Genomic DNA, 21,006 nt, shown 5'->3' with positions numbered 1-21,006 from the left:
GACGCGGCCATTGACGCGAGCTTGATCCGGAAAGCGGGGCACCGGTTTTCCGGGAAGGTCATGCCGAAATGGAAAGATGGCGCGCGATGGGCGAGCCAGGTCGCGAGATGAGCAAGGAGAGCGCGATGAAAAGGACGTTGATCAGGTACAAGGCCAAGCCCGAGCTGGCCGACAGGAACGCCGAGCTGGTTTCGGCCGTATTTGCCGAATTGAAGGCGGCCGGGCCGGACGGCGTGCGCTATCTGACGCTGCGGCTGGAGGACGACACCTTCATCCATCTGGTCGAGGCCGCGGCCGAGGACGGCTCGAGCCCGATCCCGAAACTCAGGGCGTTTCAGGCGTTCCAGGACGGCATCCGCGACCGCTGCGCCGAGCCGCCGCTGGTTCGTGATGTGAGGATCGTCGGCAACTACCGTATGCTGGACGAGTCCTGACCAGGCGACGCGGAGGAGCAATGGCGTCAGAGCCACTGGCCACCATCGATATCGAGGCGCTGCTGGCGCGGTTGCGGCCGAAGCTGCATCGCTACTGCGCGCGCATGGTCGGCTCGGTCATCGACGGTGAGGATGTGCTGCAGGATGCGCTGATCAAGGCGATGGGAGCGCTGCAATCGGTCACGCCCGCCGTTAATACGGAGGGCTGGCTGTTTCGCATTGCGCACAACACCGCGCTGGATTTCCTGCGTCGCCGCAACCGGCAGGAGGCGCTGCATTCGGCTGAGGAGGTGGAGATGATTGCCGACCAGCTCGATGATGTGGAAAGCCGCCAGATCGCTGCGACCAGCCTGCGCACCTTCATGCGACTGCCGGTGGCGCAGCGGTCCAGCGTGATCCTGATGGACGTGCTCGGCTGCTCGCTTGCCGAGGTCTGCGACATCATGGCTTTCAGCCTGCCGGCGGTGAAGGCCGCGCTGCATCGTGGGCGCACGCAGCTGCGCGAGTTGGCCGAGGAGCCGGACGACGCGCCGCAGCCGGGCCTGTCGGAGGCCGACCGCACGCGGCTCAACGCCTATGTCGGCTATTTCAATGCCCGCGACTTCGACGCGATCCGCGCCATGATCGCCGATGACGTCAGGCTCGAGCTTGTCAACCGCACCAGGCTGAACGGCAAGGCCGAGGTGTCGCGCTATTTCGGCAATTATTCGAAGATCAGCGACTGGCACCTGGTGACGGGGCAGGTCGACGGACGTCCCGCGATCCTGGTGTTCGATCCGAACGAGCCGAGCGGGCGGCCGAAATATTTCATGCTTTTGAACTGGTCCGCCGACAAGCTCGCCACCATCAGGGATTTTCGTCACGCAGCCTACGTTATCGATGGTGCGGAGTGCGTGGTGGATGGAGGGTGAGTGGGTGTGGTCGACAGCGTGGTCTGCGCTTGAGTTTCAATGACCGCTGATCGGGAAGGGGGCACCGACCTGCCCGGTGGCCTCGCCGCTTGTTGGAGAGTCCCGCGGGTGCTATTGGTCTCCACCACCTCTTCGCTTCCATTCAGTCTGGGCAGAACATCTATGGCGCGCGTTGCTCGAGTGGATTTGCCGCAACGTTCAGTGCTCAAGCCGCTCTACGCCAAGGCGGGCTTCGCTGACGCATTCGCGATCGATCTGCCGAGCCATGCGACGGGCGACGCCGAGCGCCTCGCCACCCATATGCTTATGGGGCAGGCGCGGTGGGTTGGCTGGCTGGTGGCTCTAAGGGACACTTTGGTTGCGGGGTTTGGTCTTAAGACATCGTCTGACTTGCGCGATGACGTTGCGACCGACAGGATCGATTTCTTTCGGGTCTACGATCGGCGTCGTCATGAGATTATTCTTGGCGAGGACGATCGCCATCTCGACTTCCGTTTGTCCGTTTTGGTTGAAGAGTCCGCTTTGTGCCGCCGACTTGTCGCCACAACGGTCGTGACCTTCAATCATTTGGGAGGGCGAGCCTATATCGCGGGAATCGCACCCTTCCATCGCCTGATCGTAAAGTCGTCTTTGCGTCGAGCCGAGCGATCGGGCTGGCCAGCTGAACTGTAAGGTCGCGCGGCCAGCCGGCTGGACCAAATTCGGTACGTGCTGGGTCGGCGACAAGCCCGCCACCATCAGGGATTTTCGTCACGCACCCTGCGTTATCGATGGTGCGGAGTGCGTGGTGGAGCGGAGCACGGGCGTGCCGCCCCTGTGGCACATAACAGCGATTTAATCTCTCCGCCTGCGAAGTATTCGAGATCCGAAACGTTAGCTCACGAGAGTTCTCGCATCCGGCGAGCGCTACACAGGAGTTCCCTCATGCATCGTCATCTTGCCATCGCCGTCCTTGCGGCCGTTTCCACCCTGACCGTTGCGGCATCCTCTACCGCGGCGTCCGCAACCGAGGTGCAGGACAATTATTGCCTGCAGGGCCGCCAATCGGGCTACCCCGGCAATTGCGAGTTTTCCACCTATGAGCAGTGCCGTGCCACCGCGAGCGGCACCAACGAGAGCTGCGGTATCAACCCGATGCGGGCCTACGCGCCGCAGCAGCAACGGCACGTGCTGCATCGCAGCCGGGATTGAGCGGCAAGCGATGAAGGGCGCCGGCGACGGCGCCCTTGTTCGATGTGGCTGCTCCACCGAAGCAGCCGCAATGCGTCGGGACGCACGGGCGGCCCGTCGATGGCGAGCCATCCAGCGCTGCCGTCGTCATCTCCCGAAATCGCGAAAGACCTGATGCGGCCCTCGATCGCAGGCATCGGGACGGCCGCAATCGCGGCGACCGGAGTATTCGAGTATCTTCGCGATCGGAGAGGTGAGCGCGATCATGTCCAGGTTCCTGCAATGGTTCTTTCGGAATCGCGAAACCGGTGACATCACGATCGCCCAGGCCCCCAACCTCGTTCTCTGGGTCGTCATCGTGGCCGGTGTCCTGCGCTGGGTCTGGCAGCCGCCGGGCACTGCCGCTATTGCCCTGGACACCGTGTTCAAAGGCGGCCTCATCATTTGGGCCCTCGACGAGATTTTCCGTGGGGTGAACCCATGGCGGCGCTGTCTTGGCGGAGCCGTGCTGGCTTATGAGCTCACGACCTTTCTGTGATGGATCGCCCGGAATGCGTGCACGAAGCTTGATGTTGCCGGCCGGAATAGCAGTGGCTTCATGGTGCGGGCTATTACGGTGACAGTGCTTGACTGCACCCCGAAAGATATTTGACGTTGTGAAAGATAACGCTGGTCAGGATAGCCGACCGAGAACGAGAGCCATCCAACGATGACGACCTATGTGGCCCTGCTTTACAGTGTGGTTCTCCCGCTCGGCCGGCGATTGGCGATGGCCGAGCTGCGTGCCATGGCGCAAGGCCTCGGCCTCCACGACCCCAGAACCATCGGCGCGACGGGAAATCTGACGTTTGACAACGACAAGGCGTCGATTTCCGAGTTGGAAGAAAATCTCGAAGCCGCCTTCAACGTGCGGTTCGGCAAGCATGTCGCAATCATCGTTCGCAACGCTGACGCGTGGCGACGCCTGCTACGCGCAAACCCGTTTCGTGCCGAAGCGACCGCTGATCCGCAAAGGGTCGCTGTTCGCGTGATGCGCAGTCCAATCCCGAAAGGCGGCGAAAACGCCCTGGCACGCTATATCAGCGATGAACGAATAGCCGTCGCCGGCGGCGATCTCTGGATCCATTTTACGGGCGATCCAGCGCGATCGCGTTTGCTTTCGGCGTTAGGCGCGGGGCGCCTGAAGGGCGTCGGCACGTTGCGCAACACGAATACGCTAAGGCGAATCGGTGACGCCGTGACTTCGGCCCGATCCAGCCAGGCTGATCAAAAATAAAATCGATTGCTGGGAAGAGCACTGTCATCGCAATCCCCCGGGAATAGAGCGGTCATCAACTCAACATCACCGCACCCCCGTGCCCTTGCAGCGCTGGCACTTCACCACCTTCTCGCCCTTCTTGAGCAAGCCTTTGCCCTCGCAATTTTTGCATTTCTGCTTCTTCTTGATGTTCGGGCCTTTTTCACTGACCATAAAATTCTCCTGCCGCGTGAGAGCGGTCGATTGGCGCCTTGTTTCGGTTGGGCTCGCCCAGCAGAACAGCCGAGTGGCGTGGGGTAAGCCCTGCACTATGCCGGTTTCGGCACGACCAGCACCGGCACGCTTCCGTACACCAGGACCTCGGATGTCTGGCTGCCCAGAAACAGCTTCCTGAGGCCGCGACGCCCGTGAGAGGCCATGACGATCAAGTCGCAGCCTCTCGACTCTGCTGTTTCAATGATCGCAGTCGCCGGGTGCGCATTCGGAACGTGCAGCAGTTCCGCAGGCGTGCCGATCTGCTCCGACATGGCGCGCGCTTCATCGAGCACTTTGCCTGCACGGGCTTTGCAGGCTGCGTCATAGCTGTCAACCTCCTCCTGCGTCGGAATCCATCCCGAGGCGTGTCCGCTCCCATAGTCGACCGGCAGCGCTTCCGTCACCGTGATGATCGTCAGCCTGGCGTTCAACGCCTTCGCCAGGGCAATGCCATGCTCAACGCCTTTTCGCGCGACGTCCGATCCGTCCGTGCTCAAGAGAATGTTGGCGTACATTCGACCAATCCTTTGCTCTTCGAACAAAGTGATGCCTGGGTAATATGGTCTTATACGCGCCGTGGGTCCATGCGCGTTTTCGGTCTCGCCGTCACAGCCTCAACAAGGCTCGCCTCGCACCGCGTGGACGCGTCCGGTTCTCGGCTAACTAAACTTTTATTCACGTTCGATGCAGGCAACCGAATCTGGCGTAGAGCTCTGTCTCGTGTCCGAGAAGATTGTACGCGCCTCGGAAACTACTTTGTGAGTTGGGAATAAGCGCGCGACAACGCACGTCTAAGGGTGGTGGATCGGATCTCTTGCCTCGCGGGGGATCCCCCAAACGAAAGGAACCACCACGATGACACCATTCAAAAATCTCGTCGGATCAGTCCTGTCCAAGGCCCTGTTGACCGGACTGGTCGTCACCGCAATCTTCAGCACGCCGCTCCAGGCGCGTGAGCACCGCACCGGCGATCGGCACACCGAACAGGGCGTGGGGGCGAGCTCTCGCTTCGAGGGCGAGCGATCGATCGCTGCGCCAGCCTACCACGCGTTTCCGCCAGTGCCCTCGGATCAACCGGGTGGAGTTTGCGATCACGGGGATAACCCGATGATATGCTGAGCATCCGACCTCGCCGGCGTTCGCAAGCATTGGCGCGCGGCGCGAAGCTCAAAGTAGCCCAGCCATTTTCATCGCAACTTGCCGCACAGTTTAGCGCCATTTCGGCCGACTGAGCGGCAGATAGCAGACCTGGCCGCCATGCGTGTCGAGGCGGATCAGGTCAATGGCGTGCACTGTCGGGCGGCGAAGGCAGAGAGGTCATTGATTCCAGTTGCGCTGTTCGCGTCGCCAACATGGCGAGCAAGCTCTTGTGCAGCCGATCCCCGGGTTCGAAATTTTGCGCGAGCCTTCGGACGGTATCGACGAATCGCATGCGATACGTCGCCGCCCTGTCGACGTCGCCGTACTTCGCGAAGATCTCGGCGGCCGTGCGGTACACCCGCCAGGAAGCAATCGGGAAGTCGGCGCTGTCGACGATCTCCAGCGCGCGGGACAGCTGCAACCGAGCCTCCGCTGAATTGCCCATGGCAAGCGCAGTACGCGCGAGCAGTCCGTGGGCCTGGGCCAGGTGATTGAGATCCGGAGCCGTGGCCACATAGTCGTGGAGCTGGCGCGCACAGCTCTCAGCCTGCGTAAAGTCGTCAACCTGCAAGTAATACTCGCCGAGACAATGATACACCTGCGTCGCGGCGGTAAATTCGATGTCGATTCCTTCTTCATGCCTGCGGCGCTCGATGTCATCGAATTGCCTGCGAGCTCCCGACGGGTCGTTCAGCCCGACATAGGCCTTGGCAAGGACGGCCCGCTTGTGGAAGTACGTCGACTGATCTCCGACCAGCAGACTATCGTCGACGCTTTCGCAGAGCTCACGGGCTCCATCAAAGTCCATCGCTTCGACGTGCAACCACGCAAGCGTCAGCCGGCACAATGCGCTGCTGGGCCCGTTCGCGTTCCTGACGGCCAGTTCGAGGCCGGCCGTGATTTCGAGTCGCAATTCGCGCCATTCGCCCAGATGAATAAGCGCGATTGATTCAAGAACGTTGAACAGAACAAAAGTGTAGATGTCGCCGGCCAGACGCGCCAACCGCTTGCCTTCCGTGCCGGCGCGGCGGCACTCCTGGTACCGCGACCTCCAGCAATCGACGATACCGGATATTCCATTGCGCCTGATCAAGATGCCATAATTCGTGGCATTCGCGCTCAGCTCGATCGCCCTGTCGCAGAGCGTAGCGTCCTGTTTGCGCCAGCCGTTGAGGAACAGGTTGACGCTCGCGCTGCTGCCCTGGACCAGAGCCTTGAATGTGTCGTCCGCCAGCGCCTGGCTTCGCGACAGCACATCTTCAGCGGCCTCGAGGCAGGCGTGGCGATCCACGCGCAAGCAGAGGCTGCTCACCGCGGTGAGGCCGTTGAGCTGTTGCTTGATCTCGCCCGCTTGTTCCGCGCAGGCAATCATGTCTCGCAGATCACGGATGGAGCCGGCGAGGTCGCCGCACGAGCGAAGAGCCCAGCTTCGCTCCCGCAGAAGAGCGACGCGGGTTGAGAATTCGTCGGCAGCATCGAAACGATCGAGGATGCCAAGCGCGCGGGTGAGATAGCTTGCGGCCTCCGCATGGCCGAGGCGTTTCGTCGAGTTCTTTGCCGCTTCCCGGAGGTAGCGCAACGCGCTCGGAAAGTCGCGACCCTGCTCGAAGTGAAGTGCGAGCGCGGGCGCTATTTCAGGAGTGCGGCCGGCATAGGCCTCCTCCAGCCTCTTGCCCAGGAACTTGTGCGTTTGTGCGCGGCGCCCGGGCGGCAGATTCTGGTAGATGATGTTCTGATAGAGAATGTGACGGAAGGCGTAGCAGCCCGAATATGTGCCATCGGGCCACTCGGAAACCCCCGAACGAACGAGGATCTGATCCTTCCGGATCGACGCTTCGATATCCCTTTCAACGTCGATCGCATCGTCGCACAGGCCGGCCGCAACGAGGGCCGCGGAGAATTCCTCGCCGGCAACGCTGGCGACGTCGAGCAGACGCCGCTCGTTGTCGGTGAGGCGATCGAGCTCGTGGCCGATCATGTTCACGAGGCTGTCTGGAATGCGGTCCTGCACAAATGCCGCCTGTGAGGACAGGCGCCATCCGTCGTCCATTTCGATGATCGACTCCTGGTCGATCAAGTGTTTGAGCAGCGTGGCAACAAACAGGGGATGTCCCAGCGTTCGCTCGAATACCGGCTTTGACAGGCTGGAGGCAAGTTCCTGGTCGCCGAAGCGCAATGCCAGGTAACGCTCGACCTCCGGACGCGACAACCGATCGAGGCGCAATTCGCTGCAATATCCGTGAATCTCGAGATCCCGGTGCAGGCGAGGGATGGGATGCCCGCCGACGGAACTGTCGGCCGGACGATAGGAGCAGAGGACCAGCACGCGCGCCTTGCCGTTCCCGCGCGCGAAGCGAGACAGTACGTCGAGTGTCGCGAAGTCGCTCCAGTGCAGATCTTCGAGAACAAGAACCCAGGGGCGGTCGATGCTCAGCGCTTCCAGAAGATCGCAAAATTCGCGCAGCATCCGCTCGCGCGTCGCGCCGAACACTTCGTCCTGGAAAGCCGCGCGTTCCGATGCGTCGATGACGCCTGGCAATTGCAGGATCCAGGTGGGTGCGTGGGCGCGGACTGCCGAAATCAATTCCGGACCGTTTGCGCGATAACGGCTCACCAGCGCATCGATGAGTGGAAGAAAGACTTCGTCTGTTCCGAACCGTTCGGTGCAGCGCCCATAGAGCTGATCGAAGTCCTGTTCCGTCAGCTGCTCGAGCGCCTTGGCGATGAAGGCCGTCTTGCCGATCCCGGCTTCTCCGGTGACAAAAGCCATCTGCCGTTTGCCGGACAGGACGTGCCGCGTCATCTGGTCGATCGTCGCGAAGGAGGGGGTCCGGCCGACCACCAGGGTGGAGATTTCGGTTTTCAAAGGTACGACCGCGTTCTCGACCTCCCTGGCCGCTTCCCGCACCGTGCCAATAAAGCGGACGCCTTTGCGCGGCAAAGTCTTGATCAGCCGCTGCGCCTCGCCGGAATCGCCTATTCCGGTACGGGCTGCGTTGATGCGGGTGGTGAGCGCTGACTCCGAGACGATGCGCCCGCCCCAAATTGCACCGATCAGATCGTCCTTGGTCACCACCCGGGTGCGGTGGCGGATCAGATATTCGAGGATGTCAAAAACCTGGGGCTGCAACGGGATCGTACGTCCGTCACGGCGCAATTCCCGCCGGTCGGTGTCGAGGACAAACTCGTCAAATAGGTACAGCAAAACAATGCCTTCGGAGGTGTGCGCAAGGCGGATATTCAACCGGTACGCGGGCCCGAAAGCAAGCACACCCTTCAGAATCAAGGAAACGATAAGAACAAATTAAGCTCGCCTTAAAGCGTGGCCCCGCGTCCCGCTCGATACTTCCAGCCGTATCCGGTCACTCACACAAGGTGTTCGTGTCATGCGCTTGGAAGATAAGGCACGGCGTCTCACCCGCGTGTTCTATGGGTTGTTGCTTCACAAGATGTTTCAGTCGCTCGTGGCATCCTCCGTACCATTGTTTAACGGCAGAGCTTCACCCAGAGGCGATGCGTCAATTTCAGCGAGTTCGTTTGTCGCCTCCACGGGGTCTTCCCGAAAGGAAGGCTGGTTTGGGCGCCTCCTTCAAGCGCTCCACCATGCGCGACGGCTGCAGGCAGAGCGCACCCTTCGACAGAACCACCACCTGATCGACAATGCGTGGCCCCAGTTTGCCTCTCGGTCAGATGTTGGAGGGCGAGACAATGCCGGTCAGTGAAAAGCCGTCCGAACGCAAGCTTCGGATTTCGGCGCCGGGCGAGAATACGCTGCTCGCAACGATCGCCATCGGCGTTGTCATTTTTCACATCCTTGCAGCCACGATGTTGACGTCGACCCGCCGGAGCGATGCCGGGACACCGCCCGAGCCGCCCGGACTGTCGTCCGAGGACTGATCGCCAGGTCGCTATTCCAGGATTTGACAGACAAGAAGGGTTAGCTCATGGGCGACATGGCGTCGTTTTGCCTGCTCAGTATCGCTGTGTTTTGCGGCGCTTTCGTCTCGGGCCTCGCGGGCTTTGCCTTTTCGGCGGTGGCCGGCGCGATTCTCCTTCACGTTCTCCCACCACGGGAGGCGGTCCCGCTGATGATGGCCTGCAGCATCACCGTGCAAGCCGCGGGTCTTTGGGCCTTGAGAAAAAGCATCCGCTGGAAGCAGAGCTCGGGACTGGTCGTCGGCGGATTGCTTGGCGTTCCGATCGCCGTGTGGTTGCTGCAAGCTGCAGACGCCCGGATCTTCAGGGAGAGCTTTGGTCTCGCCGTCGCCTGCTACGCGGCCTACATGTTGTTCCGGCCGGCGCTTTCTCATCGCTTGCAGATGAATGCGGGACGTAACGCATTAGTCGGCTTCGGCGGAGGCTTTGTCGGCGGGTTGACGGCAATGCCCGGTGCAATACCGACCATATGGTGTGACATTCACGGCGTGCCGAAAACCGAACAGCGCGGAATGGTTCAACCCTTCATCGCCGCCATGCAGATATTCGCACTTGGTCTCATGCTGATCCGAGGAGATCTGTCGACAAAGGTCCTGGCTGACTTCGCCGTCGGCATCCCGGCGCTCGTTGCAGGAACGGCGCTCGGGATTTACGTCTTTCGCTGCGTCAATGACGCGCTGTTCCGGCGAATTATCCTCGGCATCTTGCTGGTTTCGGGACTGTTGCTGGTATTGTAGTTACGCCGGTCGCGCCTCCAGTTACAATGGCAGCCATTCGAGTACGGCGCGCAGTAGCACTGCCGCCGTAATCCCTTGAGCGCGAGCCGAACCATTCGGTGGGCCGTGCTGCTGTCCCAGCCGAGGTCATCTTTCGCTTGCCAGAGGCTGCTGCTGGTCAAAACGCGCGATCTCGCGGGTGCAGCTCCGTTGGGCGGGTTGTTGACGGCGTCCGCTTCCTCCAGGTCAGGCAATACCTAAAATTCGATCGATCTGATTAGGCGGACCTTATGCCCGTTCCGAGGCGGCGGAATGATTTTACCGCGTGTTCAGGTCTGGGTGGTGTCATCGTCCATTCCTTTGAAATCCGCTTTTGTCGTTCGATTATTTTCAAACTGCGAGCGCATCAATGGCTGCTATCACGTCATTCCTGGCCGAGTTGGACGAAGCAGTTGCGAGAGGAAATCCCGAGAGTTGTCTGCGGGCGCTCTGGCATGCGGCAGACATCCTGATCGCCGGCACTTATTCCGAGGAGCAGATCTGGACGTTCGGTGAGGTCATCGGTCGTCTCGCGCAGGAGATTGAAACGAGCGCGCGGGCGAAGCTCGCAGGAAAGCTCGCATGCAGCCCAAATGCGCCCTATGCGTTGACCCGGCAGATGGCAAGCGACGACTGCATCGATGTCGCATGGCCGGTTCTCAGTCAGTCGGAGCGCCTCGACACCGAGACATTGATTGCGTGTGCCAAGAACAAGAGCCAGCAACATTTGCTTGCAATCTCCAAGCGGCAAACGGTCCCGGAAACGGTCACCGATGTCCTGGTGGTGCGCGGATCTCCCGAGGTCGTAACCTCGGTCGCTTCAAATGCCGGGGCGAACCTCTCCAAATCCGGATTTCTGCACCTGGTGCGGCGGTCGGAAGGGGATTCGATCCTCGCTGAATCGGTAGGACTTCGAAAGGATATTCCTCGACATCTCTTCCACCAGTTGATCGCCAAGGCCTCCGAAGAGGTGCGGCAAAAGCTGAAGAGGGAGCGTCCGGATATCGAACATCAGGTCCATCGCGTCGTCGTCGATGTCACCGGGGCCATTCACGCCAGGTTTGGCCCGGCGTCGAAGGATTACTTCACGGCGAAACGCACGGTGGCCAAACTGCACGAGAGAGGCGAATTGACGGAAGACAAGGTCTTCGAACTTGCTCACTCTCTCAAGTTCAACGAGACCACCGTTGCCCTGTCGTTGCTCTGTGGGCTTCCAATAGACGTCGCGGAACGGGCATTGATCGAGAAGGATCGTGAGCCGGTGTTGATCCTGGCCAAGTCTCTCGATTTCTCATGGCCCACCACGATGGCGCTGCTGTTCCTGGGCGCGGCCAACTACCGGATAACCGTTGGCGAGCTGGATCAATTGAAGATCGATTTCCACCGGTTGAATGTCAAAGCGTGCCGGGAGGTCGTCACCATCTACCGAACGCGAAAGGAGGAGGTTTTCGGCGGCTCGCTTCAACAGCCTCGGCGCATGATCTAGGATCGCAATTGCGGCGACACAATTACGGTGACAGTGCACTTATTTCATGGGCCTTCGAACCCGTGAAACGGCCGGACTCACTGAGTGCGCTGTCACCGCAATCCCGACGTCAGACATCCGTGGATGTGGGTGCGGCTCACGCAACGGTGAGCGTACCGATTTGCCGTTCGCGCAGCTGTGATTTTCCACGGCGTGTCTTTTCTCAAGCGCATACCTAGCTAATCCTTATCAAAAAAAGTCGCAGGAAACGCTTTCAACAGAGCAGCCGATTCTAGCCAGCGTGAACGCTCCGCACGAAAACAACAACCGTTCGGAGTACGATTATGATTGGATTCAGGACTTCCATCATTGCAGCGATGATGTCGATTGGCGCGATAAGCTCTGCAAGTGCCCAGTGCCCGACGTGGGCGACTCAAAATCCAGCTTCGTTTCAGGCGCAATATCCCAATAGGGATATATTGAACGATTGCGAGTTAACGCCAGCAGGCAGAATGGGCCTCGAACTCCCTGGCGGCGCGGCTCCCTGGTATGGGGCCAACAGGGCTTATGGGGCAATGCCTGGCGTTGCTCAACACCACAGCTTTCAGCACCGATCGCGGTGAGTAGTGGCCGTTCTTTTCGGGACGGTTGCGTTGCAGGCCCAGAAATCGGGAGACAAGTCGATGACATCACAAACCGACGAGGCCGCGCAGTCCAGGCTTATGGCGGACATCCCGTACGATCAGCAGACGAAGATCACCATCGAGCGCAGAGGCCAAATTGTACTGATTGGCATCAATCGGCCCTACATCGACAACCGGCTGGATCCGGATGCGACAGAAGGCTTGGCGAGAGCATACTACGAGTATGATCGGGACCCCTCGCTCCGTGCGGCGGTTCTGTTCGGCTATGGCGACCGCTTCTCCAGAGGTGTCGATGTCGATGCCTACAAGGCATTCGCTCAGTCTGGAAAAAAGATGATGGATGGGCCCGGCTTCATCGACCCTCTAGGGCGGACCAGGCCAGCGCTCACGAAGCCTCTGGTTGTCGCGGTGCATGGCGACACCTGGAATATGGCGCACGAGCTTTTCCTTGTAGCGGACATACGCGTAGCGTCGGAAGACACGGTGTTCGGTCAGGATGAGAACACGCACGGCCGTTTTCCCGGAGGCGGTGCAACGGTTCGTTTCCCCAGAGAAGCCGGATGGGGAAATGCCATGCGGTTCATTCTAACAGGCGATCATTGGGGTGCGAAGGAAGCCCTCCGGATGGGAACGGTTCAGGAAGTGGCCCCAAACCGAGATGCGGCTCTCGCGAAGGCTGTCGAGATCGCCAACAAGATCGCCGCATGCGGCCCTCTCGGGATTAAGACGTCCCTGGCCTCCTCCCATATGGCGCTCGAAGACTCTCAGACGGCGCTCGCTAAGCTCGGCGACCAATATCGTGCGCTGCTCACGACCAGGGATTTCCAGGAAGGCCGTGATGCCGAGGCACAAAAGCGTCCACCCGTTTACGAGGGACGGTGACAACAAGCTCGCGGACGGTCGTGTCGCGTTCGCGTATCGCCAGCGTATTTGGTTCTACCAAGTCTCGCCGAAGGGCAGGCGCTCTTCGACTGGTGGGCGACGTGCCACGCCTCATTGGGATGGCGGCGGGCTGGATAAAGAAGTCGTTGAGTGCATCGGGACGGCGAGCGCGCGTTCTTTCGAGGTCAATCACCGCGTCGATCAGGACATAGGCGACGTGGACCCCTTCTGGCCCCAGATCCCATGCGATCGACTCGGCACGATTACGGTGACAGTGCTGGACTGCACCCCTGTCACAGAAATTAGCGTGTCTCACTTACGGGGGACAGTCCAGCACTGTCACCGTAATCCCCGTTCGGGAACATGAATACGAAGAATGAAGCTGATGAATAGCCGAGACGCAACGCAATCTCTGTGATCGGAAGCTCGCTGCCCAACAATTCGATCGCCTTGAAAAGGCGGAACGCTGGCTATTACGCTATTACGGTGACAGTGCACTTAATCCATAAGCCTTCGAGCCCATGAAAGCGGCCCGAGGCATTGAGTGCACTGTCACCGTAATCCCCTTCAGACAAACCAGCTGCTCAACATGAGCGAGCAGATCGGTGCCATCGCCCTTGAAAAGCGGCTGCCGACCGTCTTCGGATATCGCGAGCACGTTGTCCACGGCGGCCTTGTGAGCTATGGCGTTGACTTGCGCTGGTGCTATCGTCGCGCCGGCTATTTCGTGGACAAGATCCTTAGGGGGGCACACCCGGGCGATCTCCCCATCGAATTTCCGAGCAAGCTGTGGCTGGCAGTCAACCTCAAAACGGCAAAGGCTCTCGACGTGGCTGTACCGCCAGGGCTCCTCGCCCGCACTGACGAAGTGATCGAGTGAGGACGGCTTACTTCTACTGATGGCCCCAATGCGAAGTGCAAGCGAACTGCGAAGTGGTCCGCTTATCGGGGCGGACCGGAAGTGACCGGCCGGCTTCCCAAGCGCCGTTTTTGACCCGTTGCGGACATTGCGTCGCACGGTTAGGGCGGGCTGCCAGCCCTTTTCTCGCTCGGCTCCCGGTTGAAAGATGCTAGGTTGTATGCCTCAGTCGGGCGCTTCAAACGAGTAACTCAATGAGGCGGCGCGAGTTCATCACGCTCGTCGGCGTTGCCGCGGTTATGGGCCCGAGCCCGGCGCGGGCGGAGCAGACGAAAAAGCTACCCATCATCGGATTCTTGGGCCCGGCCTGGTCGGCCCAAGATTTCGAGGATCGGTTGCGCGAACTCGGTTGGATCGCGGGGCAGACCGTTGCGATCGAGTATCGCTCTGCGGAGGGACATACCGAACGCTCCAACGAAATTGCGACCGAGTTCGTCCGGCTCAAGGTGAATGTCATCGTCACGGTGGGGGGATCTCCGACCCTCGCGGTAAAACGTGCGACATCGCTCATCCCAATTGTCTCGATTTCTGGCGACCCTGTTGGCAGCGACCTCGTCGCAAGTTTGGCCCGACCGGACGGCAATGCGACCGGCCTGGCGCTCAACCCCATCAGTCTTGCCGGCAAGCGCCTCGAGCTGTTGCGCGAGGTTGTCCCGGGTTTCCGCCGCTTGTCCGTTATGGTCAATGCCAATAGCCCCGGTTTCAAAAACAGGATGGATGAGGTGCAGGCGGCGGCCTCCGCGCTCGGCCTCGAGGCGACGATATTGGAAATCCGGCGCGCGGAGGACGTTGCATCGGCTTTCGAGGCCCTCAGGGACCGTGCGGACGCACTCTATGCCGTCGGCGTCCCACTCACCTTCGCCATTGCGACCCGAGCGCTGACCGCGCGAATTCCAACGATGTTTGAATACCGAGAGTTCGTCGAGGCGGGCGGGCTGATGTCCTACGGCGTGGACGCAACCCACCTATGGCGGCTTGCCGCGACCTTTGTCGACAGGATTTTGCGCGGGGCGAAGCCCGCCGACTTGCCAGTCCAGCAGCCGACCAAGTTCGACCTCGTCATCAATCTGAAGACCGCCAGGGCACTCGGTCTGAAAGTACCGGAATCATTCCTGTTACGCGCCGACGAGGTGGTTGAATGAGCGCGGCTGCCGGGCAGCCACCAAGGGACGCCCAGTGCCCGACGTGGGCGACTTCAAATCCAGCTCCGTTTCAGGCGCAATATCCCGACAGGGATATATTGAACGACTGCGAGTTGACGCCAGCAGGCAGAATGGGCCTCGAACTCCCCGGCGGCGCCGCTCCCTGGTTTGGGCCCAACAGGGCTTATGGGGCAATGCTTGGCGTTGCTCAACACCACAGCTTTCAGCACCGGTCGCGGTGAGCATCTGAAGATAAACCCGAATGGCCGGATTCCGGCCCGTCGATTGCGGTATCGAGATGTTCGAGGTCGCCGCGATCATTCTTCACTTGGTTGATCAGCATCCCGAGGCCGGCGTGACGCCGCGAGCGCCGTTGGAACGCACTCGGCATCGCCTGAGGCCGCTTCGCCCGTGCGAGGCCATGACGATCAGGTCGCATCCCCGGGACTTTGCCGTTTCAATGATCGCAGTCGCCGGGTGCGCATTGGGAACATGCAGGAGTTCTGCAGGCGTGCCGATCTGCTCTGACATGGCGCGCGCTTCATCGAGCACCTTGCCCGCACGAGCCTTGCTGGCCGCGTCGAAACTATCGACCTCGTCCTGTGTCGGAATCCATCCCGAGGCGTGTCCGCTCCATAATCGACCGGCAGCGCTTCCGTCACGGTGATGATCGTCAGCCTGGCGTTCAGGGCTTTCGCCAGGTTGATGCCATGTTCGACGCCTTTTCGCGCGACGTCCGATCCGTCCGTGCTCAAGAGAATGTTGGCGTACATGCGGTGGCTCCTTTGCTCGTCGAACAAAGTGATGCATGGTAATATGGGCCGATAAGGGGCGCGGGTCCTTGATCGCGGTCAGAGATAGGCGCCCGTGAGGAGAGGTCGTGAGGAATAAGATCGTGCGCGCAGCAGCCGCTATTTGTGGCATTCAGAAATCGCGGCCGAAGGAGCTACGCTGGTCCATCTATGGGGTTGTCGCGGGCGTTTTGGCCGGATCATCCCTCGGAGGAATAGGCGTGGCGCTCCTTGGCGGCGCTTTTGGCATACCAGCAGCTGTCGTACTTGGCATCCTCGGGGGAATGATCGGCAACCGTATTGGCGTTGAAAAAGATCGGGTTGTGTAGGGTAAATGAAACCGTGAACTGAAGCAGCCTCATTCGTCCTTGGCCATCTGTTTTATTACAGCGGCGGTGCACCTCATTCTGAGGCTTCCAAGAACTTAAAAATCGGCCAAAGGAAAAGTGTGCGCGGTCACCTTAATCGATCTGGATTTACGTCGAACGAGCTGTTCGCCGGTTAGTTAGATCGGCTCCTGCGAGACCGCGTCGTCATCGTCCTCGAATTCGTTCCACAGATTTTCAAATACGATTGTGTGGCTGCCCATCGGCATTTCTTGGCGAACAGGCTTCAATTTTACGAGGGTAGTCCTGTCGGCTTGAATGGCATCGTGCAAATCGTTGAAGACATTTTCAGAGAGGCCGACCTCGTACCGTAGCCGCGTGAATTGACGCCACGTGGCTGATGCAACAGCCTCGACCTGCGAAGCAAAGCCGTAACTCTGGAAGCGCGCCGCGGAGCGCCCGATTGCGAAAAGCCGCACCTGCTTGACATCCGTGGAACTCTTAATACGCAGCGATCGCTTAAGGGCGCCTGTTCCGAATTCGGCGAGCCAGCCCTGAACGCTTGTAGCCCAAGCATCCACCTTCTCGATGAAATTCTTCGCCTTGCTTCGTTGTCTTGCGACATCGTTGGAGCTGAAGTCTTGCCACTTTAACTGAAAAAGCGCCAACTCGCCGGTGACCATATCCAGAATTGCAGCATCGATGTCAGTGATGACCTTTCCGTTTCGACGCAGCTTGGTTGTGCCTTGCATACATACGTAACGATTTCCGAGAAAAAGGTTGTGAAGTTCGGAGATCATCCAACGTTCGCGATGCACACGAAGGTTTATTGCTGCCTTCCCGTTATTCATTTCATGCAGCATCCGGATTCCATGAAAAGTATTTCGGAATATGCTGCTCACGGGAGAGAGAAGATAATTGTCCGCTACCTCGATCAGCATGGGAAAGTAGGCCGTCGCTTCGGACGAAAAATAGGCGGCATCAGTGGACCGGACGGTGAGTAGGTCGATTGCAGCTGCGACGGTCGTTTTGTCCATTCCGTTGAATGCAGTGATTGACTCGATCAGCGTCTCTTTTGGTTGCCATATCGTGAGGCTCATTGGATAGTTTATTTCTGGGTACGCTCTCTTCGCTACGCCCACAAAGCGAATATGTTTCAAGTAAAAGCTTGTAAGCAGGAACACAACAAGCTGCAGTTCTCTGCCTGTGATTGATCCCAGGGCGGTATCCCGGTGTACGCCTGCTTCATCGATGCCATCGCGCGTTGTTTCAGCTACAAGCGCAAAGTAGTGCTCATCTATATCGGGTGCTGCGTCGTAGCCGGTCATCGCGACTTTTTCATTCAAGCGCCATGGGTAAACAAGCGATCGAATCCTGTCGTCCAGATTTTCAACTGCGGTTCGCTTGATGAATTCCTCGAAGATATTCTCGTTTGGCATTGCCGCCTCGACTCGCCGAAGCTTGTCTGCCTCGATGCGATCGAGGAAGTGATCGATGCTGCATCGGTCACTCATGCGGAAGGTAATAACATCGCCATCGATGACGCATTCCGCCATGCCATGACGGTACATCTCCGCGTTTTCGCGCATGAGTGTCGCGCTCCCGAGGCCCATGATGATTGAGAGCACCGACTGCCGGAATTCGGGAGTACTTTCGACGTTGGGAATCCCCTTCAGCTTTCCGACATAAGGCAGCAACAGCGCCAAGAATGCATTCCAGCCGCGTGCCATGACAGTGAATTCAAAGTTGGAAAGGAAGTGGTGCGGGTCATTCGACATGTGCTGAACGACGTGCTGAAGGTCTGCAACACGGCAAGCCTCGATTATGAGAACCGTTTGCGAGTCCTTGGGCAGGGCAGCGACCTCATGGCGCTGCCGTTCAAGTTCGGCGGTGGCCAAGGCGGCCAGTTGATCTGCAATGTCAGCCCTTGTCTTCATTTCGAGAAGCCTAGTCCGCAGAAAAGCAGGTAAAGACATTTAGCACGATTTGCAAAAACGCGGTGTCTCAGCCGATGTTGCACTGCTTGGAAGGATAATGACGGCATTTGATGATGTTGCTCGCGAAGCGAGCCAAGGCTGGCGGGCCCGGCAGGACTCGAACCTGCAGCCAGACCGTTATGAGCGGCCGGCGGCCCTCCAGCTCCTATTTCGCGCTCGCGAAAACATCCGCTGCGTAAACGGCCTTGCCGCCCACGACCGTCAGCAGAGACGCCGTGGCGCCAATTTGCTCGACGGGGACGGACATGAAATCCCGGTCGAGAATCGCGAAGTCGGCGAGCTTGCCGTTTTCGAGCGTGCCGCGCCGCGTCTCGTCGAAGCAGAACCAGGCGCTTCCCACGGTGTAGAGGCGCAAGGCCTCTTCGCGGCTGGGTGTTTCGTCCGGGCCGCGCGTCGAGTGTCCGCCGACGGTCTTGCCGTCGAGCATCCATTGCAGCGCCACGAACGGATTGTAGGATGCGACCCGATGCGCATCCGTGCCGGCCCCGATATGGACGCCCGTGCGCAACGCCGTGACGATGGGCGGCATCTGGCGCGCAGCTTCGCCGGCCTGCGCCACGATGCGGTCGCCTCCGAGGTACATGGCGTCCTGCATGGTCCAGCCCACACCAAGGGCCTTCATCCGCGCCAGCGTTTCGGGCGAGGTGTTGTCGAGATGGGCGATGGACCAGCGCAGCGGCGCGATCGGCGTCTCCTTGTTGACCTCTTCATAGAGGTCGAGGAGCTGATGGACGGATTTGTCTTCCTGCCAATGGATGGTGACCGTCAGCCCTTGTTTTGCCGCCCAGCGAATGATCTCGAGGAACTTGTCCTTCGCCGCCGCGTCGGGCGCGATGTTGTTGTACATGGCGCCGGTGATCCGCTCGCCGATTCCGTTGAATCGCAGCATGTCGTCGCCGAATCCCATCGGCAGGAACGGCGTGAGGTTCTTGTACTCCTCGAATTCGGCGCCGACATTCTGGGCGAACAGGCTGTAGGCGACACGCACCGAAAGTGATTTTTCACGCCAGAGCTTTTGCAAGGCGGCGTAGTGGCTGGGATAAATGCTGAAGCCGCCGGGATCCACGATCCCGGTAATTCCGAGACGATTAAGCTCCGTGAAGAACTGCCGGGTTCCGGCGACATTCTCTTCGAAATTCGGCCTTGGCAGGCGATCGAACAGCGCGGAGATACTGACGATGGAGCCGTTGAACCAGCCCGTGGTTTCGCCCGATGTGGCGCGCTCGGCCGTGATCCCGGCCGGCAACTGATCCGCGGAGATCCCGAGGGCCTGCTGCGCCTTCGGCGTCATCAGCAGCGCCGAATAGAACAGCTGGATGTAGGCCGGATTGTCAGGCACGGCCGACATCACCTCGGCGAGCGTCGGCCGCCGCTTCTCCGCAAATTGCAACTCGCTCCAGCCACCGGCCACGATGATCCAGGACGCCGGGCGCGCTTTGGCCGCCTGGCGCAAGCGTTCCATGGCTTCGCCAATGGTCTTTGCGCCGATCCAGTTGACCTCGGTGGCGTAGGTGAGGCCGGCGCGCACGGCGTGAATATGGGAATCGATCAATCCCGGAATGATGGTGCGTCCGCCGGCGTCGACGCGGCGCGTCGCGGGCCCGATCAGGCCTTCCATGGCATCGTTGCCGCCAACTGCAACGATCTTGCCGTCGCGGACGGCGAGCGCCCGCGCGATCGTCGATGCGGGATCCAGCGTCACGATCTTTGCGTTCGTGACAATGAGGTCGGCCTTTTGTGCGTAAGCCGAAGTGGCCCAGCACGAGATCACCAAAATCGCCAGAAGCTTGCGCATGTTCAGTCCCGGAATGAGAGAGGCAGGAATGAGAGAGGCAGGAACGAGAGAGGCAGGAACGGCGCCACACATCCGCCGCTGGATGCGCTCGCGGGCATCGCGCGTCGCAACGGGGAGTGTCGCGATCTTGATCATGTCTGGCTCCAACAAAATCAGCCGGTCCACCGGAAAATTCGGTCAAGGCCCAAATCATTGATTTCGCAGCCCGCCTTCGCCCGTCGGGCTTCGGCGCGGCAGCCTTCGCCGCTTCGCTTGCCATTTGTGGCACCGGTTTGCCTAGCCGAAGCTCGCGAAGCGTGTCGGGACCAATCAAAAGCGAGTCGCTTAACCCATTGATTTATCGTGGCCTGCCAAAAATTCGCGAGTCGAAAAACCAAACAATCATGAGTCGATTTTCACCAAAATCCAAAACCCGAGAGTCGATAGGGAAAGCGCGCTCGATATTGAGTTCCGAGTTCGCGTTGCCCGCTAAATGTCGTAGGTCGAAGTCTCGTCAAAAGCAGCCTAGCGTGCCGCGACTCGTGAACTAAGTTTAGGCCGCGAATTCTGACAAAAGCTCGAGCCAACAACCTAGTCCTTGATGGATGGGCGGAACTCCGCCTGAACCAAGGGCTCGGCTCTTGATCCTAGCCACAAACGCCGGCTGCGAACTCACTCTTGCTGCTCAGCCCTCTCAAGGCTGAAACAGGGATTCGATTCCCCTAGGGAGCGCCAGCAAGTGTTTTTCAGTCACTTACATCAACAAATAGCGGCGCTAGCGGCATTCGATGATCGTGTCCCGTTGCGTGGTGTAGCTGGCGGTGGGTCACCGCGTTCACCGGCAAGAGCCGGGCAGGTCAGCTGGCGATCGCCGGAAGGCTGACGGTGGGATCATCGCTCAACGGCGCGATGGTTTCCAGCGTCATGTAGCGGGCGCGCTGGACGGCCCATTCATCGTTTTGCTCGAGCAGGATCGCGCCGATGAGGCGGACGATGGCGTCTTCATTGGGGAAGATGCCGACGACCTCGGTGCGGCGCTTGATCTCGCCGTTGAGGCGCTCGATCGGATTGGTCGAGTGCAGCTTGGTCCGGTGTTGCGGGGGGAACGTCATATAAGCGAGCACATCGGTCTCGGCCTCGTCGAGGAAGCCGGCAAGCTTGGGCAGCTTGGGGCGAAGCTGGTCGGCGACCTTGCGCCACTGCGCTG

General features: G+C 59.9%; 20 protein-coding genes and 1 pseudogene. 13 read left to right on the top strand and 8 right to left on the bottom strand.

Annotation, left to right across the window (positions count from 1 at the left end; all coding sequences use genetic code 11):
- The first annotated feature begins 125 nt into the window (after positions 1 to 125).
- The 6 genes from ABIB99_RS38685 to ABIB99_RS38660 all read left to right on the top strand — a co-directional run bounded on the left by ABIB99_RS38685 (position 126) and on the right by ABIB99_RS38660 (position 3,791).
- Positions 126 to 434 carry a hypothetical protein gene (locus ABIB99_RS38685; protein ID WP_063986663.1) on the top strand — a complete coding sequence of 103 codons (309 nt, stop codon included), beginning with the start codon at positions 126 to 128 and terminating at the stop codon, positions 432 to 434.
- 20 nt (positions 435 to 454) lie between these two features.
- The gene (locus tag ABIB99_RS38680) at positions 455 to 1,345 is read left to right on the top strand and encodes a sigma-70 family RNA polymerase sigma factor (protein WP_354180975.1); all 891 of its coding nucleotides are present in this window, start codon (positions 455 to 457) and stop codon (positions 1,343 to 1,345) included.
- A gap of 162 nt (positions 1,346 to 1,507) precedes the next feature.
- On the top strand, positions 1,508 to 2,017 hold the full coding sequence (locus ABIB99_RS38675; protein ID WP_063985328.1) for a DUF2867 domain-containing protein: 510 nt from the start codon (positions 1,508 to 1,510) through the stop codon (positions 2,015 to 2,017).
- Positions 2,018 to 2,269: 252 nt separating this feature from the next.
- Positions 2,270 to 2,536, top strand: a complete 267-nt coding sequence (locus tag ABIB99_RS38670; RefSeq protein WP_085403284.1) for a DUF3551 domain-containing protein — start codon at positions 2,270 to 2,272, stop codon at positions 2,534 to 2,536.
- Between the two features lie 244 nt (positions 2,537 to 2,780).
- Positions 2,781 to 3,053 (top strand): hypothetical protein, encoded by a 273-nt coding sequence (locus ABIB99_RS38665; protein WP_354180972.1) that lies wholly within the window; start codon positions 2,781 to 2,783, stop codon positions 3,051 to 3,053.
- A 171-nt stretch (positions 3,054 to 3,224) separates the two neighbouring features.
- Positions 3,225 to 3,791 carry a DUF1697 domain-containing protein gene (locus tag ABIB99_RS38660; RefSeq protein WP_354180970.1) on the top strand — a complete coding sequence of 189 codons (567 nt, stop codon included), beginning with the start codon at positions 3,225 to 3,227 and terminating at the stop codon, positions 3,789 to 3,791.
- 66 nt (positions 3,792 to 3,857) lie between these two features.
- Here the strand turns inward: ABIB99_RS38660 and ABIB99_RS38655 are convergent, their stop codons facing one another.
- From ABIB99_RS38655 to ABIB99_RS38645, 3 genes are all read right to left on the bottom strand, one after another.
- Positions 3,858 to 3,986 (bottom strand): hypothetical protein, encoded by a 129-nt coding sequence (locus ABIB99_RS38655; protein WP_256376431.1) that lies wholly within the window; start codon positions 3,984 to 3,986, stop codon positions 3,858 to 3,860.
- Between the two features lie 95 nt (positions 3,987 to 4,081).
- Positions 4,082 to 4,543 carry a universal stress protein gene (locus ABIB99_RS38650; RefSeq protein WP_085403286.1) on the bottom strand — a complete coding sequence of 154 codons (462 nt, stop codon included), beginning with the start codon at positions 4,541 to 4,543 and terminating at the stop codon, positions 4,082 to 4,084.
- A 764-nt stretch (positions 4,544 to 5,307) separates the two neighbouring features.
- A complete protein-coding gene (locus tag ABIB99_RS38645) occupies positions 5,308 to 8,412 on the bottom strand; it encodes an ATP-binding protein (protein ID WP_354180967.1) in 3,105 nt (1,034 codons plus the stop codon).
- A 464-nt stretch (positions 8,413 to 8,876) separates the two neighbouring features.
- Here ABIB99_RS38645 and ABIB99_RS38640 point away from each other — a divergent pair, with 464 nt between their 5' ends.
- The 6 genes from ABIB99_RS38640 (at position 8,877) to ABIB99_RS38615 (ending at position 14,911) form a co-directional block, all read left to right on the top strand.
- The gene (locus ABIB99_RS38640; protein ID WP_354180965.1) at positions 8,877 to 9,065 is read left to right on the top strand and encodes a hypothetical protein; all 189 of its coding nucleotides are present in this window, start codon (positions 8,877 to 8,879) and stop codon (positions 9,063 to 9,065) included.
- Between the two features lie 47 nt (positions 9,066 to 9,112).
- On the top strand, positions 9,113 to 9,841 hold the full coding sequence (locus tag ABIB99_RS38635) for a sulfite exporter TauE/SafE family protein (RefSeq protein WP_354180963.1): 729 nt from the start codon (positions 9,113 to 9,115) through the stop codon (positions 9,839 to 9,841).
- Between the two features lie 388 nt (positions 9,842 to 10,229).
- Positions 10,230 to 11,345, top strand: coding sequence for a DUF2336 domain-containing protein (locus ABIB99_RS38630; protein WP_354180961.1), 1,116 nt, complete (start codon positions 10,230 to 10,232; stop codon positions 11,343 to 11,345).
- Between the two features lie 662 nt (positions 11,346 to 12,007).
- On the top strand, positions 12,008 to 12,850 hold the full coding sequence (locus ABIB99_RS38625) for an enoyl-CoA hydratase-related protein (RefSeq protein ID WP_354180959.1): 843 nt from the start codon (positions 12,008 to 12,010) through the stop codon (positions 12,848 to 12,850).
- Positions 12,851 to 13,439: 589 nt separating this feature from the next.
- The gene (locus ABIB99_RS38620) at positions 13,440 to 13,730 is read left to right on the top strand and encodes an ABC transporter substrate binding protein (RefSeq protein WP_354180957.1); all 291 of its coding nucleotides are present in this window, start codon (positions 13,440 to 13,442) and stop codon (positions 13,728 to 13,730) included.
- A gap of 233 nt (positions 13,731 to 13,963) precedes the next feature.
- On the top strand, positions 13,964 to 14,911 hold the full coding sequence (locus tag ABIB99_RS38615; RefSeq protein WP_354180955.1) for an ABC transporter substrate-binding protein: 948 nt from the start codon (positions 13,964 to 13,966) through the stop codon (positions 14,909 to 14,911).
- 336 nt (positions 14,912 to 15,247) lie between these two features.
- Here ABIB99_RS38615 and ABIB99_RS38610 read toward each other — a convergent pair whose 3' ends face one another.
- Complete coding sequence (locus ABIB99_RS38610; protein WP_354180953.1) at positions 15,248 to 15,463, bottom strand: universal stress protein; 216 nt, start codon at positions 15,461 to 15,463, stop codon at positions 15,248 to 15,250.
- A gap of 128 nt (positions 15,464 to 15,591) precedes the next feature.
- A pseudogene (locus ABIB99_RS38605) lies at positions 15,592 to 15,684 on the bottom strand (universal stress protein); the annotation flags it as partial.
- A 107-nt stretch (positions 15,685 to 15,791) separates the two neighbouring features.
- Between ABIB99_RS38605 and ABIB99_RS38600 the strand changes: the two are divergent.
- Positions 15,792 to 16,031 (top strand): hypothetical protein, encoded by a 240-nt coding sequence (locus tag ABIB99_RS38600; protein WP_354180951.1) that lies wholly within the window; start codon positions 15,792 to 15,794, stop codon positions 16,029 to 16,031.
- A 176-nt stretch (positions 16,032 to 16,207) separates the two neighbouring features.
- Here ABIB99_RS38600 and ABIB99_RS38595 read toward each other — a convergent pair whose 3' ends face one another.
- The 3 genes from ABIB99_RS38595 to ABIB99_RS38585 all read right to left on the bottom strand — a co-directional run.
- Positions 16,208 to 17,965 carry a hypothetical protein gene (locus ABIB99_RS38595; RefSeq protein ID WP_354180949.1) on the bottom strand — a complete coding sequence of 586 codons (1,758 nt, stop codon included), beginning with the start codon at positions 17,963 to 17,965 and terminating at the stop codon, positions 16,208 to 16,210.
- A gap of 205 nt (positions 17,966 to 18,170) precedes the next feature.
- Positions 18,171 to 19,955, bottom strand: a complete 1,785-nt coding sequence (locus ABIB99_RS38590; protein ID WP_354180947.1) for an amidohydrolase — start codon at positions 19,953 to 19,955, stop codon at positions 18,171 to 18,173.
- A gap of 701 nt (positions 19,956 to 20,656) precedes the next feature.
- On the bottom strand, positions 20,657 to 21,006 hold a 350-nt coding region (locus tag ABIB99_RS38585; protein ID WP_354180945.1), incomplete at its 5' end, for a transposase.

It is taken from the genome of Bradyrhizobium sp. LA6.1 (genome assembly GCF_040547805.1).
GTDB lineage: Bacteria > Pseudomonadota > Alphaproteobacteria > Rhizobiales > Xanthobacteraceae > Bradyrhizobium > Bradyrhizobium barranii.
Note: the sequence above shows the minus strand (reverse complement) of the source record. Positions and strands in the feature narration are given on the sequence as shown.

What these genes read in the sequence shown, in the direction of transcription:
- ABIB99_RS38685 (WP_063986663.1), top strand. Translation starts at nt 126, where the DNA reads ATGAAAAGGACGTTGATCAGGTACAAGGCCAAGCCCGAGCTGGCCGAC.
- ABIB99_RS38680 (WP_354180975.1), top strand. Translation starts at nt 455, where the DNA reads ATGGCGTCAGAGCCACTGGCCACCATCGATATCGAGGCGCTGCTGGCG.
- ABIB99_RS38675 (WP_063985328.1), top strand. Translation starts at nt 1,508, where the DNA reads ATGGCGCGCGTTGCTCGAGTGGATTTGCCGCAACGTTCAGTGCTCAAG.
- ABIB99_RS38670 (WP_085403284.1), top strand. Translation starts at nt 2,270, where the DNA reads ATGCATCGTCATCTTGCCATCGCCGTCCTTGCGGCCGTTTCCACCCTG.
- ABIB99_RS38665 (WP_354180972.1), top strand. Translation starts at nt 2,781, where the DNA reads ATGTCCAGGTTCCTGCAATGGTTCTTTCGGAATCGCGAAACCGGTGAC.
- ABIB99_RS38660 (WP_354180970.1), top strand. Translation starts at nt 3,225, where the DNA reads ATGACGACCTATGTGGCCCTGCTTTACAGTGTGGTTCTCCCGCTCGGC.
- ABIB99_RS38655 (WP_256376431.1), bottom strand. Translation starts at nt 3,986, where the DNA reads ATGGTCAGTGAAAAAGGCCCGAACATCAAGAAGAAGCAGAAATGCAAA.
- ABIB99_RS38650 (WP_085403286.1), bottom strand. Translation starts at nt 4,543, where the DNA reads ATGTACGCCAACATTCTCTTGAGCACGGACGGATCGGACGTCGCGCGA.
- ABIB99_RS38640 (WP_354180965.1), top strand. Translation starts at nt 8,877, where the DNA reads ATGCCGGTCAGTGAAAAGCCGTCCGAACGCAAGCTTCGGATTTCGGCG.
- ABIB99_RS38635 (WP_354180963.1), top strand. Translation starts at nt 9,113, where the DNA reads ATGGGCGACATGGCGTCGTTTTGCCTGCTCAGTATCGCTGTGTTTTGC.
- ABIB99_RS38630 (WP_354180961.1), top strand. Translation starts at nt 10,230, where the DNA reads ATGGCTGCTATCACGTCATTCCTGGCCGAGTTGGACGAAGCAGTTGCG.
- ABIB99_RS38625 (WP_354180959.1), top strand. Translation starts at nt 12,008, where the DNA reads ATGACATCACAAACCGACGAGGCCGCGCAGTCCAGGCTTATGGCGGAC.
- ABIB99_RS38620 (WP_354180957.1), top strand. Translation starts at nt 13,440, where the DNA reads ATGAGCGAGCAGATCGGTGCCATCGCCCTTGAAAAGCGGCTGCCGACC.
- ABIB99_RS38615 (WP_354180955.1), top strand. Translation starts at nt 13,964, where the DNA reads ATGAGGCGGCGCGAGTTCATCACGCTCGTCGGCGTTGCCGCGGTTATG.
- ABIB99_RS38595 (WP_354180949.1), bottom strand. Translation starts at nt 17,965, where the DNA reads ATGAAGACAAGGGCTGACATTGCAGATCAACTGGCCGCCTTGGCCACC.
- ABIB99_RS38590 (WP_354180947.1), bottom strand. Translation starts at nt 19,955, where the DNA reads ATGATCAAGATCGCGACACTCCCCGTTGCGACGCGCGATGCCCGCGAG.